General features: G+C 61.9%; 13 protein-coding genes. 6 read left to right on the top strand and 7 right to left on the bottom strand.

The genetic code is table 11. The annotated features are described in order from the left end of the window. Positions 1-283 precede the first annotated feature (283 nt). The gene (locus tag OIS50_RS10815) at positions 284-1,810 is read right to left on the bottom strand and encodes an aldehyde dehydrogenase family protein (protein ID WP_264690654.1); all 1,527 of its coding nucleotides are present in this window, start codon (positions 1,808-1,810) and stop codon (positions 284-286) included. 257 nt (positions 1,811-2,067) lie between these two features. Here OIS50_RS10815 and OIS50_RS10820 point away from each other — a divergent pair, with 257 nt between their 5' ends. Together OIS50_RS10820 and OIS50_RS10825 are read left to right on the top strand one after the other, a co-directional pair. Continuing rightward, positions 2,068-3,000, top strand: a complete 933-nt coding sequence (locus OIS50_RS10820; RefSeq protein ID WP_264690655.1) for an AraC family transcriptional regulator — start codon at positions 2,068-2,070, stop codon at positions 2,998-3,000. Between the two features lie 128 nt (positions 3,001-3,128). Further along, entirely contained in the window at positions 3,129-3,716 is a 588-nt protein-coding gene (locus tag OIS50_RS10825) for a YjaG family protein (protein ID WP_264690656.1), read from the top strand. A gap of 166 nt (positions 3,717-3,882) precedes the next feature. Here the strand turns inward: OIS50_RS10825 and OIS50_RS10830 are convergent, their stop codons facing one another. The 5 genes from OIS50_RS10830 to OIS50_RS10850 all read right to left on the bottom strand — a co-directional run bounded on the left by OIS50_RS10830 (position 3,883) and on the right by OIS50_RS10850 (position 8,362). Then, positions 3,883-4,407 (bottom strand): GreA/GreB family elongation factor, encoded by a 525-nt coding sequence (locus tag OIS50_RS10830; protein ID WP_264690657.1) that lies wholly within the window; start codon positions 4,405-4,407, stop codon positions 3,883-3,885. Positions 4,408-4,447: 40 nt separating this feature from the next. Next, a complete protein-coding gene (locus OIS50_RS10835; protein WP_264690658.1) occupies positions 4,448-5,362 on the bottom strand; it encodes a TIGR03915 family putative DNA repair protein in 915 nt (304 codons plus the stop codon). Positions 5,363-5,584: 222 nt separating this feature from the next. Then, positions 5,585-6,469, bottom strand: coding sequence for an alpha/beta fold hydrolase (locus OIS50_RS10840; protein ID WP_264690659.1), 885 nt, complete (start codon positions 6,467-6,469; stop codon positions 5,585-5,587). Between the two features lie 359 nt (positions 6,470-6,828). Beyond that, on the bottom strand, positions 6,829-7,002 hold the full coding sequence (locus OIS50_RS10845) for a hypothetical protein (protein WP_264690660.1): 174 nt from the start codon (positions 7,000-7,002) through the stop codon (positions 6,829-6,831). A 34-nt stretch (positions 7,003-7,036) separates the two neighbouring features. Then, positions 7,037-8,362 (bottom strand): putative DNA modification/repair radical SAM protein, encoded by a 1,326-nt coding sequence (locus OIS50_RS10850; protein ID WP_264690662.1) that lies wholly within the window; start codon positions 8,360-8,362, stop codon positions 7,037-7,039. Positions 8,363-8,595: 233 nt separating this feature from the next. Here OIS50_RS10850 and OIS50_RS10855 point away from each other — a divergent pair, with 233 nt between their 5' ends. The 4 genes from OIS50_RS10855 to OIS50_RS10870 all read left to right on the top strand — a co-directional run bounded on the left by OIS50_RS10855 (position 8,596) and on the right by OIS50_RS10870 (position 13,079). Beyond that, positions 8,596-10,440, top strand: coding sequence for a BamA/TamA family outer membrane protein (locus OIS50_RS10855; RefSeq protein ID WP_264690663.1), 1,845 nt, complete (start codon positions 8,596-8,598; stop codon positions 10,438-10,440). Positions 10,441-10,812: 372 nt separating this feature from the next. Further along, positions 10,813-11,643, top strand: coding sequence for a CvfB family protein (locus OIS50_RS10860; protein ID WP_264690664.1), 831 nt, complete (start codon positions 10,813-10,815; stop codon positions 11,641-11,643). An 87-nt stretch (positions 11,644-11,730) separates the two neighbouring features. Continuing rightward, positions 11,731-12,420 carry an oxidoreductase gene (locus OIS50_RS10865; protein ID WP_264690665.1) on the top strand — a complete coding sequence of 230 codons (690 nt, stop codon included), beginning with the start codon at positions 11,731-11,733 and terminating at the stop codon, positions 12,418-12,420. Positions 12,421-12,497: 77 nt separating this feature from the next. Continuing rightward, a complete protein-coding gene (locus OIS50_RS10870; RefSeq protein ID WP_264690666.1) occupies positions 12,498-13,079 on the top strand; it encodes a hypothetical protein in 582 nt (193 codons plus the stop codon). A gap of 93 nt (positions 13,080-13,172) precedes the next feature. Here the strand turns inward: OIS50_RS10870 and OIS50_RS10875 are convergent, their stop codons facing one another. Continuing rightward, on the bottom strand, positions 13,173-13,418 hold the full coding sequence (locus tag OIS50_RS10875) for a hypothetical protein (protein ID WP_264690668.1): 246 nt from the start codon (positions 13,416-13,418) through the stop codon (positions 13,173-13,175). Positions 13,419-13,688 lie beyond the last annotated feature (270 nt).

Raw genomic sequence — 13,688 nt, forward strand, 5'->3', positions numbered from 1 at the left:
TTGAAGGCTGTTGACTAAATCCTGCGGAAGCGGCACCTAGGGCTGCGCGCCCTTATTGCCACCAACGCAACAGGCCGCGCTGCCGCTTACAATGGCGACATACGCGGCCTGCGGCGGCAACACAATGGGCGGCGGGGCTTGCAGCATTACAGCTGTTGCCAAGCCTGGGCGCCAAGCGCCGGCGGCACTGGCGCACTCAGGCTGAGCAGTGCAGCGCCCCACACGCTGCGTTGGTGGGCCGCCGCTGGCCCTGTTCAGCGGCGGCGCCAATAACAATTAGCTACTAGAAGAAGCCCAACTTTTGCTGGCTGTAGCTGATGAGCATGTTCTTGTTTTGGCGGTAGTGGTTGAGCATCATCTTGTGATTCTCGCGGCCAAAACCCGACTTATGGTAACCGCCAAACGGTGCGTGGGCTGGGTAGTGATGGTAGCAGTTTACCCACACGCGGCCGGCCTCAATAGCGCGCGGCACCTGGTACAGCTCGTGGGCGTCGCGCGTCCAGACACCGGCGCCCAGGCCGTAGAGCGTGTCGTTGGCAATGGCAATGGCCTCCTCGGTGGTCCGGAAAGTGGTTACCGACACCACCGGTCCGAAGATTTCTTCCTGGAAGATGCGCATCTTGTTGTGGCCGCGGAACAGCGTGGGCTGGATGTAGTAGCCCTCGGCCAGGGCAGGGTCTTCCTGCGAGTACGCGTCGCCGCCCACCAGCACCTCGGCGCCTTCCGACTTGCCGATTTCCAGGTAGCTCAGGATTTTCTCGAACTGGTCGTTGGAGGCCTGCGCGCCCATCATGGTGTCTTTGTCGAGCGGGTTGCCCAGCTTAATGGCCTTCACGCGGGCAATTACGCGCTCGATGAACTCGTCGTAAATATCCTCGTGCACCAGCATGCGCGAGGGGCAGGTGCACACCTCGCCCTGGTTCAGGGCAAACATCACGGCGCCCTCGATGCACTTGTCGAGGAAGTCGTCGTCGGCATCCATCACCGATTTGAAGAAGATGTTCGGCGACTTGCCGCCCAGCTCCAGCGTTACGGGAATGATGTTTTCGGCGGCGTACTGCATAATCAGGCGGCCCGTAGTGGTTTCGCCCGTAAAGGCCACCTTGGCAATGCGCGGCGAGGTAGCCAACGGCTTGCCGGCCTCCAGCCCAAAGCCATTCACCACGTTGATTACGCCGGCCGGTACAATGTCCTGAATCAGCTCCATCAGCACCATAATGCTGGCGGGGGTTTGCTCGGCGGGCTTGATGACCACGCAGCAGCCGGCAGCCAGGGCCGGAGCCAGCTTCCAGGTGGCCATCAGCAGCGGGAAGTTCCAGGGGATAATCTGGCCCACCACACCAATGGGCTCGTGCACGTTCAGCGAAATGGTGGTGGCATCGAGCTCGGCCACGGAGCCTTCTTCGGCCCGAATTACCCCGGCAAAGTAGCGGAAGTGGTCGATGGCCAGGGGCAGGTCGGCATTGAGCGTTTCGCGGATGGGCTTGCCGTTTTCCACGGTTTCCACGGCGGCCAAATGCGCCAGGTGCTGCTCCATGGCGTCGGCAATCTTCAGCAGAATGTTGCTGCGCGTGGTAGCCGAGGCGCTCTTCCAGGTTTTAAACGCTTCGTGGGCGGCATCCAGCGCCAGCTCGATGTCCTCTTTGGTGGAGCGGGCCACTTTACAGAACGCCTTGCCATCGATGGGCGACAGGTTGTCGAAGTACTGGCCTTTTACCGGGGCCACCCACTTGCCGCCAATAAAGTTGTCGTAGTGGTCCTTGAACTTGGGGCGGTCGACGAGGGTGGTGGTTTGCTCAAGCGTTTCCATGCGGATGGGAATTAGGGTTTGGGTTAGTGGTAGCCCAAGGTCATTCCTTTCTTCCCCAAAAAGCTGTAATATTCTCTCATGTAAGCGTGCTATCGTCGCATGTTGCCAAGGGCCTCGGGTGGGCATTCAGCACCTAGGGCAGCTCGGCAACTTTGCGGGCGTAAGGTGGTTGTTTCTCAGCCGCTTCATGCCAGGCCGCGCTGCGCATTCGTTTCTTCCTAGGTGCTACTCGCTCCGCCGCCCGATGTAGTTTTCCCATGAGCCGAACCCTGCTGCCCTCGCCCGTTGCGCTGCACCGCCCCTCCGACCTCACCACCCTGGTGGAGAACCGCACGGTGTACTCGCTCAATGCCTTCGAACTGAACATCTTCGAGACGCACCAGCAGGCCCACCGCGTGCCGCTCAACCTAGGCTCGTTGGTGCTCACCACCATGCTGCGCGGCAAAAAAGTAATGCACCTGCCCGGCCGCGAAGCCTTCGATTACCTGCCCGGCGAATCGGTGATTGTGGGCGAGCAGCAAACCATGGAAATCGACTTTCCGGAGGCCGACGAAACCAACCCCACCCAGTGCCTGGCCGTGGCCATTCCGGCCGAAACCATCCGCGGCACCGTGGATTTGCTGAACGAGCGGTACCCGCGCGTGGAGGAGCACACGCCTTGGCAGCTGCAGCACGAAAAAGACTACGCGCACCTGCAGAACACGCCCGAACTCACCGGCACGCTGGAGCGCATCATTCGGGTGTCGCAAGAAAACACCGCCGCCAAGGATGTGCTGGCTAGCTTTACCCTGCAGGAGCTGTTGGTACGCCTGATGCAAACGCAGGCCCGCCGCCTCATCTTCGATAACTACGCCCAGCACCTTACCACGCACCGCTTTGCGCACGTGGTGCAATACATCAAACGCAACCTGGCCGAGCCCCTGCCGGTGGAGAAGCTGAGCGAGCTGGCTTGCATGAGCAAGGCCACGTTCTTCCGGTTGTTCAAGCGCGAGTTTGGTCTTACGCCCGTCGAGTACATTATTCAGGAGCGGTTGAAAGAGGCCAAGCGCCTGCTGCGCCACCCGCTGAGCACCGTGGCCGAGGTGTGCTACCGCACCGGCTTCAACAACCCGGCGTATTTCCAGAAGTTGTTTCGCAAGTACGAGGGCCTTACGCCGGGCCTGTACAAGAAGCAATGCCTGGTGGGCTGAACACCCCTTGTCATGTCGAGCGGCAGCGAGACATCTGGGTTAGGACTGTGGCTAACGGCCGGACCCAGATGTCTCGCTCACGCTCGACATGACAGCTGTGCTTATTCGAAGCCACCTAGCTTTGCGGCATGGCCGAGCACATCCACGCGCAAATCATCAGTTTATCCGATAACCAAAAAGTCGTTTTTGCGGGCTTGCTCTGCGAACGGCTGTACCCGCAGTACGAGGCGTTTTGCCGCGCCGCCAACTGGGGCAGCCCGGCCGTGTACGAGCGCGGCATCGAGCTGCTCTACAACTCGGGCCTAGGTGCTTTTCATAGCCAGGAAGCCGCCTCCTTGCTCGAAAAGCTCGCCTTTGTTACGCCCGCGCTGTCGGATTTCAGAATTGATCTGGCCCCCTTCGCGCTGGATGCCTGCATAGCCCTGGACGAGGCCCTGCGCTTTCTTACCGACAAACAGGAAAGCCACATGCTGCACTGCGCCACCGCCGCCACCGACAGCGTGGAGGCGTTTGCGCAGGAACACCAAGGCCTCGACCCCAACCGCCGCGACTTTGAGGCCGCCGTGGCCGCCAACCCCTACCTGCAAGCCGAAGTAGCCCGGCAGCTCCGCCTTACCGAGGCCCTGCTCAGCATCCACGAGTTCGACGCGACGAGCATTCATCAGTTGCGCCGGCTGAATGGCAGCGGCAGCATTATCGATCTGTCGCGGCTGTAGCAGCGATTACCTTTAGCTGTCATGCTTCATCTGTCATCCTGAGGCGCAGCCGAAGGACCTTATCACCGCAGAACGAGCCGTTGGTAGGAAAACTATTCATGCATGGTAAGGTCCTTCGCTCTGCTCAGGATGACAGATGGTGTGTTGTCTTGCGCTGGCCTTCGAGCTAGGTGCCCTCGTAGCTGATACTCGTTACCTCCACCACCTCGGGTTTGGGCCCTAGGTGCAGGGTTACCTGATGGCCTAGGCGGGCACCTTGCACGGCGCGGGCAATAGGAGCTACGAAGGCAATTTTGCCTTCGGCGATGGAGGCCTCGTCAACGCCCACAATGGTAAAGCGCCGCTCGGTGCCGGGCTTGCCGCCGCTGCGCGTAAGCAGCGTTACGGTGGCGCCAAAGCGTACTTCTTCGGCTGGTTGCTGGCGCGGGTCAATCACTTTGGCCGAGGCGATGCGCGCAGCTAGCAGGCTCAGCCGGCCGTTGATGAGGCTTAGCTGACGGGTGCGGTCGGTGTCGTTGTCGCGGTTGGCTTCGGCTTGGGTGCGCTCGGCCTCTAGCTCGGCCAGCTCCTGGCGCAGCAGCTCGAGGCCACGTGGGGTAACGTAGTTGGGCGTATTGGGCGGCAGCGCGGCGCGGGGCGGCACAATGGGCGGCTGCTGCGAGTCGTCTTCTTTTACAAAACCTCGGCTCATGGCTGGCTGAACGCAACCCAGCCGGGCAAGTTGCACCGGGCTATTGGGGTGGCCGCTGCTTGTTGTCGATGGGCCGGAAGTGCCGTTCGCGCGGCTGCTTTTCGGTGAGGTATTTCCAGTAGCGCTTGGGCATGTGGCGGCGGTGCAGCTTGATGTTGCGGCGCTCAGGTATGTTCACGTGGTCGAAGTAGGTTTGCCACAGCGACTGAAACAGCGGCTCCCGCTCGTCGAGCACGGCCGCCGATACGGCCGAGTTACTGCCCTGCTGCCCGGCTTCGGCATCGAAACTCACGATGTCGGTGCGCTCGAGGTCGTAGTACAAGCCGTAGCGCCGGCGCCGATCGAAAATCAGCCAGCGCTGGTCGGCGTAGCGCTTGGTGAAGTGCTCGGCAATGAGCGGCAGCACGTCATAGTCGGGCTCGATGGTAGCGTGAAAAAGTCCGTCGTGCGTTTTCTCGAAGCGCACGAACGCCTCCATGCGGTGCTTTTCGCGAAACATCTGTTTGGTAATGTCGGCAATGGCGCGCACCGTGTCGTTGCCGAAATTCTCGCTGATGTCTTGCCCGCCGGCCTCGATGGCCAGTTGCGTGTAGCGGAAAATCAGCAGCTCCCGCTCCGGGCTTTCCGACAGAAACGTTTTGTACAAGTTAGTGCGCGCCTCGCCGGGCATGTACTTCAGCAGGCCTTCCCACACGCGCCGGGCGCGGGCCTCGTCGGTGGGCACAAACTGGGTTTCACTGAACAGGCCGCCTTGCGCTACGTCTTCCGGCTGAATAGCTTCGGGCCACCGCCGACTTTCCCAACACGCCAGCAACACGCACAGCAAACCATCAAAGGAGCCGTCGTAGGTGAAGCGGGCGGTACCATCGAAGCTGGGCGGCAGGGCCGTGGCACGGCGCAGGCCCGCAGCAGCGTTGTCTTTGGCAGGTAAGTTGGTGCGGCGGGGCGGTTTCATTGAGTGCAGAGCAATAAACTCCCCTGCTCAGACGAGGAGGGGCGCCGCAACAGCGTTGCGGCTGGGGTGGTTGGTAATCGTTGCTGACGTTGGAGCCTCACCCCCGGCCTCCTCTTCGAGGGAGAGGAGGAGTGACTAGTAACGGGCGTCAGCATGCGAGATGCCTCGGCATGACACGACCTAGGTAAAATCGTTATAGCGGGATAAGGCCACTCGCGTTGCTCAGCATGACGGATGATTAGCATGCTCGCGGAAAAACGTCAGCAACAGCTCCGTTACGCGCTGGGCCTCCTCGTGCTGCAGCCAGTGTGTGGCTTTTTCGAAGTACGTGAGGCGGCCGTTGTCGCAATAAGCAAGGCTTTGTTGCGCCATGTCGGCTTGCAGAAAGGCGTCGCGCTTGCCCCACAACATATGCAGCGGCACCGCTATCCGGCCCGGCTGCATACCGCGTCGGCCCGAGCGCACGGCGGCGCGGTACCAGTTGATCATGCTGCGCATGGCACCAGGCTTGGCCCATGCGGCGCGGTACTCGCGCAAATCATCGGGCGAGAAGGTGCCGCGCCGGCTGCTGCTCAGCAGGGTTTTCCGGCCTGCCCAGTAATTGCCTAGGCTGGTAAGCGCTTCGGGCAGCCACGGCAGCTGGAAGAAGAACACGTACCAGCTTTTGCGCAACTGCCGGGTGCTGCTCCGCAGCGTGCGCCCAAACACGGCCGGGTGCGGCACATTCAGGATGGCTACGCAGTGCAGCCGCTCGGGGTGGTTCATGGCTAGGTGCCAGGCTACAATGCCGCCCCAATCGTGCCCTACCAAATAGGCTTTGCGTTGCCCGGCGGCATCAAACAAACCCAGCACGTCGGCCATGAGCTTCGGCAAAGTATAGTCGCCAACGCGCGGCGGTTTATCCGACAGATTATAGCCGCGCTGATCGGGCGCCCACACGCGGTAACCGGCTTCGGCCAGGGCTTGTATCTGGCGGTGCCAGCCGTACCAAAACTCCGGGAAGCCGTGCAGCAGCACTACCAACTGCCCGTTTTGGGGGCCGCACTGCACCACGTGCAGCCGGATGCCGTTGGTCTCAACGTAATGGTGCTCGAGTTCGTAGGCCATGCCCCGTATACACTGCCGGCAGCAAGAAGTTGTGGCCCCACCGGCGCGAGTCTTAGCGCCTTCGGCGCGCGACTCGTGCCGCAGCATGGGTGGGAGTCTCCAGACTCCCGACGCGAGAACAGCACCTAGTGAACGGCTTGCCTCACGTTTGAGAAACCACCAGCACCTAGGCCGCGCCGTGCAACGCCCGGGAGTCTGGAGACTCCCTTCCATGTTTAGGCACGAGTCGCGCGCCGAAGGCGCTAAGACGCGCGCCAGTGTACCAGGGGTCTTGCAACAGCAAGCAGTTGTGGCCCGCCCTAGGTGCCGGCCGCTGCCCTTAGCACGGGCAACCACCGGCACCTAGGGCGCTGTACCACCTAGGCGGCTTCGGCCTCGGGGCGTACGCCTTGGGCGGCGTCGCGCTTGGCAAGCAGCTGCTGCCGCACAATCGGCAGCAAATCCGACAGCTTGCAGCAGCAAGCCATGCGGGTAACTTTTTGGGCTTGATCCGCAGCTTGCTCGGCGGCGGAATCGCGGTGCGAAATGGTCATGGCGGTGTGGAGGAAGAAGTCGGACGCTTAAGCCTTAGCCGGCCTGGCGAAACAAATCGAGTTGGGGCGACACCAAATCGGGCGACGCGATGATGGTGGGCTCGGGCGCGAACAGATCGAGCTGGCGCTTTACCAGCGCCGAGCGCGTCAGGCCGTCGCCGTACAAAATCTTGCGGCGCACGGTCTGCTCGTCGTAGTCGCGCTTTTCGAGGGCCATGCCGCGGCACGTGAGGAAATAGCGCGCCCGGCGCAGCACCACGCCAAACTTGTGCAGGTGGTCGAGGGTGAGCGGGGCAAAGCGGCGGGCGGCCACAATGCGCTTCGCCGACTTCATGCCCACGCCCGGCACGCGCAGGATAAGCTCGTAATCGGCGGTGTTCACGTCCACCGGAAACACGTGGCGGTTGCGCAGCGCCCAGGCCAGCTTCGGGTCGATTTCCAGGTCGAGGTGCGGGTGCTGCGGGTCGAGGATTTCATCGGCCTCAAAGCCGTAGAAGCGCATCAGCCAGTCGCTCTGGTACAGGCGGTGCTCGCGCATCAGCGGGGGCTGCACTACCTGCGGCAGGCGGTCGTCGCCGCTCACGGGCACGTAGCCCGAGTAGTACACGCGCTTCAGCCCGTAGCCTTTGTAGAGGCCATCGGCCAGCTTGATAATCTGATGGTCGGTTTCGGGGGAGGCGCCCACTACCAGCTGCGTGGTTTGGCCGGCGGGGGCAAATTGCGGCACTTTCCGGAACAGCTCGCGCTCCTCGCGGTTTTCGGCCACCTTGGTCTGAATCTGACTCATCGGGGTCAGAATTTCCTCGTAGTTTTTTTCGGGGGCGAGGGTTTTCAGGCTCAGCTCCGAGGGCAGCTCAATGTTCACGCTGAGGCGGTCGGCGTACAAGCCGGCTTCCTGAATCAGCTCTTCCGAAGCGCCCGGAATGGTTTTCAGGTGAATGTAGCCGTTGAACTTCTCCTCGAGGCGCAGCTTTTTGCAGATGCGCACGAGGCGCTCCATGGTGTAGTCGGGCGACGAGAAAATGCCCGAGCTCAGGAACAAACCCTCGATGTAGTTGCGGCGGTAGAAATTCATGGTCAGGTCCACGACCTCTTCTACCGTAAAGGCGGCGCGCTTCACATCGTTGCTCTTGCGCGACACGCAGTAGGCGCAATCGAAGATGCAGTGGTTGGTGAGCAGAATCTTCAGCAGCGATACGCAGCGGCCGTCTTCGGTGTACGAGTGGCAAATGCCCATGCCCTCGGCGTTGCCCAAGCCACGGTTCTCGTTTTTGCGCTTGCCACCGCTGCTCGAGCACGAGGCATCGTACTTCGCGGCATCTGCCAAAATACTTAGCTTTTCCTGAATCCGCTCGTTCATCAAAAAGGTAGCTTTCGGGGTGTAAACAAATAGAAAAACCGCTGATTACGCAACAATGTTCCGCTGAAAAGCCCGACTAATTTTTTTAGAATTAGTTCCCGGGTTCAACGCCGCGCTTATGCTTTCGTATCTTCGGCAGCAACCCCGCACCGGTGGCGCGGGCCTGCTCGCCTGTGTTCAGCCTATTGCCGCGCTTTAGCCTACTCGCCCTCCTGTTGCTGCTGCACTGCTGCATGCCAGCCGGCCCGGCTATTGCCCAGCAGGTGCCCCCCGCCGATACCACCCGCCAAACCCCGGCAGCCCAGCCCACCGACACGGTGCGCAAGGGCCTCGACGAGCAACGCATTCTGAGCGGGCTGCGCAACTACGTGCGGCGCAAAACCCTGATTAGCCGGGCGGCTTCGGCGCTGTTCAACTTCACGGAGCGCAGCGAGGAGCAAGCCGGCCTCGATGCCACCCTGCTCGACCGCCAGTACGACCGCCACAACTACAAAGTGGTGCGGCGCGTGGAGGTGCAAACCCTCGATGCGTTCGGCTACAACATCAACGACACCACCCGCGTGCCGCGCAACTTTCTGGAGAAGGGCGGCAACGCGCTGCACATCGTAACGGCGCGGCGCAAGGTGCGCAAGCTGCTGCTGTTTCGGCCGGGCGAGGAGCTGCAGCCGCAGGCCCTGGCCGAAACCGAACGCCTGCTGCGCCAAACCAACTTTATTCTGGATGCGCGGGTGCTGGTGAACGAGCGCACCTCCACCCGCGACAGCGTCGATATCAAGGTCATCACCAAAGACGTGTTCAGCACCAGCGCGGGCCTGCAAATCCGCGACGTGGGCGCGGGCGTGCTTACCCTGCGCGACAAAAATTTTCTGGCGCGCGGCCACGACTTCCGCAACCGCTTCAGCTACGGCCGCCCCGATCCGCAGGGCTGGTCGTACGAGGGCAGCTACACCGTGCCGCTGCGCAATTACCTGCTGGCGCAGGCCCGCTACCGCAACCAGTACCAGATCGAGGAAAAAATGGCTTCGCTCTCGCGCGGATTTGTGGCCGTAAACACGCGCTACGCCTACTCCCTAGGTGCCGCGCAGTACCACTACGGCATTGAGCAGGGCAGCCCCGAGCCCGGCCAGGAGCCCAGCTTCAGCCCGCTCGATTTTACGGTGGCCGATGCCTGGCTGGGCCGCGCCTACCAACCCCGCTCCTACGACCTGGGCTACGACAACCCGGCCCGCATTATCGTGGCGGGCCGCGTGGTGCGCACCGACTACGCCCGCCGCCCCAACGCCACTTTCGCCAACAGCACCCTGGGGCTGCTAAGCGTGGGCTACAGCGTACGCCGCTACTACAAAGACCGCTACCTGTTCGGCTTTGGCCGCACCGAGGACGTGCCCACCGGCAGCCTGCTTACCGCCACGGCCGGCTACGACCTGAACGAAAACGGCAACCGCCCCTACGTGGGCACGCGCCTAGGTCTGGCGGGCTTTAGTCCGCTGCGGGGCTACCTCTACATGAGCGGCGAATACGGGCGTTTTTTGCGCAACGGCCGCTGGAGCCAGGGCGCCTTTACGGGCGAGGTGCTGGCCTTTACGCGCCTCTACCACACGGGCAACTGGCAGTGGCGGCATTTCTTCTGGAACCGCACGCTCGTGGGCATCAACCGCCTGCCCGACGAGCTGCCCCTGAACATTGAGGAGCAACGCGGGCTGCGCGGCTTCAGGCCCGAGCAGCAGCTGCGCGGCCGTTCGCGCTTCGTGCTCAACTACGAGGCCAACGTGTTCACGCCGGTGTCGTTTTTGGGTTTCCGGCTTGCGGGTATTGCCTTTGTGGATGCGGCCTGGCTGAGCACCAACGGCCGTACCTCGCCCTTCCGCGACAAGCCGTACACCGGTTTCGGCTTTGGCCTGCGCTTCCGCAACGAATACCTGGCCGTGAACACCATTCAACTGTACTTCGGCTTTTACCCGCGCGGTTTCGGCGACGGCACCGGTTCGCGCATCTTCCAGACCACCCGCAACTACTACACCTTCAGCGACTTCAGCTTCGGCCAGCCCAGCATCGTGCGCTACGACCAGTTTCAGTAATGGCAGTTTAGGAGTTGAGGAGTTTGTGAGTTAATGAGTTGGCAAGGTGTCGAGTTTGTGAGGTATGGACTTTGAGTTATGAGTTGATAAGCGGGCAAAGCGCAACATGCACACACCTCAGCCGCACGTTCGGGCACCACGCATATTTCCAAGTGGCTCCTAAACTCAAGACTCATCAACTCCTAAACTGCCACAACTCCTAAACTCAAAACTCATCAACTCATCAACTGAATTGTCTCCACCTTTGCAGCCGCGCGCAAGCCCATCGGCGTGCCGATTGCGTAACGCGTAGAAGCCACGCGGCTCAATGATCATTGCTTATTGATCATTGTTCATTGCTAATTGATCATTGCCCCCTGCCCTCCTCTGCCCATGAACCTAGGTGATTACAACGAACTGGAAGTAGCCCGCTTTGTCGAATTTGGGGTGTACCTGACTTCCGACGACGGCGACATTTTGCTGCCCGACCGCTACGTGCCGGCCGGCGTGCAGGTGGGCGACGTGCTGCGCGTGTTCGTGTACCGCGACTCCGAAGACCGCCTCGTGGCCACCACCGAGCAGCCCCTGGCGCGCGTGGGTGACTTTGCGGCCCTTACCGTGAAGGACGTAACCGGCATGGGTGCTTTTCTGGATTGGGGCCTGATGAAAGACCTGCTGCTGCCCATGCGCAACCAGCCCAAGCGCGTGCGCACCGGCGACCGGGTGGTGGTGTACGTGTACGTCGATGATGCCTCTGACCGCCTAGTGGCTACCGCCAAGTGGGAGAAATTTACCGACCACGAGCCGCAGCTGCAGCCCGGCCAGGAGGTGCAGCTGCTGATTGCCGGCGAAAGCGACCTAGGCTACGCCGCCGTGGTAGATAGCCGCTACCAGGGCATGCTGTTCCGCAACGAGGTGTTTCGGCCCATGCGCATCGGCGATGTGCTGCGCGGCTACGTGCGCCAGGTGCGCCCCGATGGCAAGGTGGATGTAAGCCTGCAGCGCCAGGGCTACGACGAAGCCCTGGCCGCGGCCGATACCCTGGCGCAGGCCCTGCGCCAGGCCGGTGGCACCTTGCCCCTCACCGACCGCACCGACCCGGAGGAAATTTACCGCCGCCTCGGCATGAGCAAAAAAGTGTTCAAGAAAGCCCTAGGTGCCCTGTACCGCCGCGGCGCCGTGCACCTCGCCGACGACCACACCCGCCTCATCGACGAAGAGTAAGCCCAGGCACCCAGGCAACCTTCAACCGTAGGCTTCGTTGGGAAAACCGCCGAACTCTACTCCCTACTGCTCCTTCCTGCCCACGCCATGGCCCCAACTTCGTCGGCCCCCCACAAAGTAGCCCTCATTGCCGGTGCCAGCGGTTTGGTGGGCAGTTGCCTGCTGCCGTTGCTGCTGAACAGCGGCCGCTACGCCAAGGTAATTTCGCTGAGTCGCCGCCCGCTGCAGCTCGTACATCCCAAGCTCGATCAGCGCGTCGTGGATTTCGACCGCCTCGAAGACCACCGCCTCTCGCTTATCGCCGACGACGTGTTTTGCTGCCTGGGCACCACCATGCGGCAGGCCGGCTCCAAGGAGGCGTTTTACAAAGTCGATTACCTGTACGTGGTGAAGCTAGCGGCCCTCACGTCGGCCAACTTCGCGGCGCAGTTCATGGTGGTTTCGGCCATGGGGGCCGATGTGGCCTCCACTTTTTACTACAACCGCGTGAAGGGCGACATGGAAGCCGCCGTGCGCCAAACGCCGTTTCGGGCCATTCACATTTTCCGGCCTTCGCTCTTGCTGGGCGAGCGGGCCGAAAAGCGCCTGGGCGAGCAAATAGGCGCCGTGCTGCTGCGCCTCGTCAATCCGCTGCTGGTGGGCCCGCTTAAGCGCTACCGCGGCATACCGGCGCAAGCCGTGGCGCAAGGCATGCTGAACGCGGCCTACCAGGAGGGCGGCGGCGTGCGCGTGTACCTCTCCGACGAAATAGCCGCCGGCATCTCGCCCACGGCCTAGAATTGCACCGCAAGCCGTATGTTTGCCTGATAAAGCACAACTAAACGGCTTACGCTTAGCATTTCTTGTACCTTTTCATGAACAAACCTGCTATCATCCTGCTCCTGCTGGCGCTGTGCCTGCCGGTAAGCTGGGCTTCGGCCCAATCCAAAAAAAGCTCCTCCAAGTCGTCGGGCGGGCATGGCGGCGCCGGCTACCAAACGGCCATCGGCCTGCGCGGCGGCAACTACGCTTCGGGCCTCACCATTAAGCACTTTACGGGCGGCAACAACGTAGCCATCGAGGGGCTGATTACCACCGAGTACTACGCCAAGGGCGTGCGCGGCACGCTGCTGTTCGAGAAGCACTTTCCGCTAAAAGACCTACGCGGCTTCCAGTTCTACGTGGGCGCCGGCCTGCACGCCGGGGCTTACCGCGGCCGCTACTACTACGATGTGGCTTACCGCCAAAAGGGCAAGAAGTACGAGGTGTACCGCTACTATTACTACGACGACAAGGTGTACCCCGTATTCGGCGGCGACTTCCTGGCCGGGGCCGAGTACAAGTTCGACGACCTGCCCATCGTAGTCGGCGTCGATATCAAGCCGTACTTCGACATTTTCGACGGCCGCACCGCCGCGTACACCGATGGCGCCGTGAGCATCCGCTTCACGTTCTAGCCTCTGCAAACGCACAAGCTTTTTACCCCCTCAGCGCAACGGCCGCCGGAGCAATCCGGCGGCCGTTGTCGTGGTTGCAGGTGCCCTAGGTGCCTAGCGCACAATAATTACGCGGCCGGGCCGGGGGGCTGGTGGGTAGTAGCCGCGGCGGTATGGGGCCGGGCGGTAGTAGCGCGGCGGGCGCGGCGCGTAGTACGGCCGCGGGGCCGGGTAGTACCGCACCACCGGGGGCGGCGCGGGGGCCACTACCACCGTGCGGGCCGGCGTAACGCAGCTGCTCAGCAGGCCGCCCGCCACGGCGCATAAGGCAGCCAAGGAGGTTTTCAGGGTTGAGTTCATAGCAAGTGGGTGCGCCGGTGCGGGCGCTGGCTTTGTACTTACTAGACCACCAACCAGCCCCGGGGTTTAATGGGCAAGTGCACAACTGTTGGACTGTGTCTGTAAACTCCAGAACGCTCATGCTGAGCCTGTCGAAGCATCTCTACCGCTTCGTGGAACGAGCCCAGACGAAGCGGCAGAGATGCTTCGGCAGGCTCAGCATGACGACCAGGAGGCTTGAAGCAACTTTTCAGACACAGCCTAGCTCCATAAGCACAACGCCCCGCCAGG

It is taken from the genome of Hymenobacter sp. YIM 151858-1, assembly GCF_025979705.1.
Classification (GTDB): Bacteria; Bacteroidota; Bacteroidia; order Cytophagales; family Hymenobacteraceae; genus Solirubrum.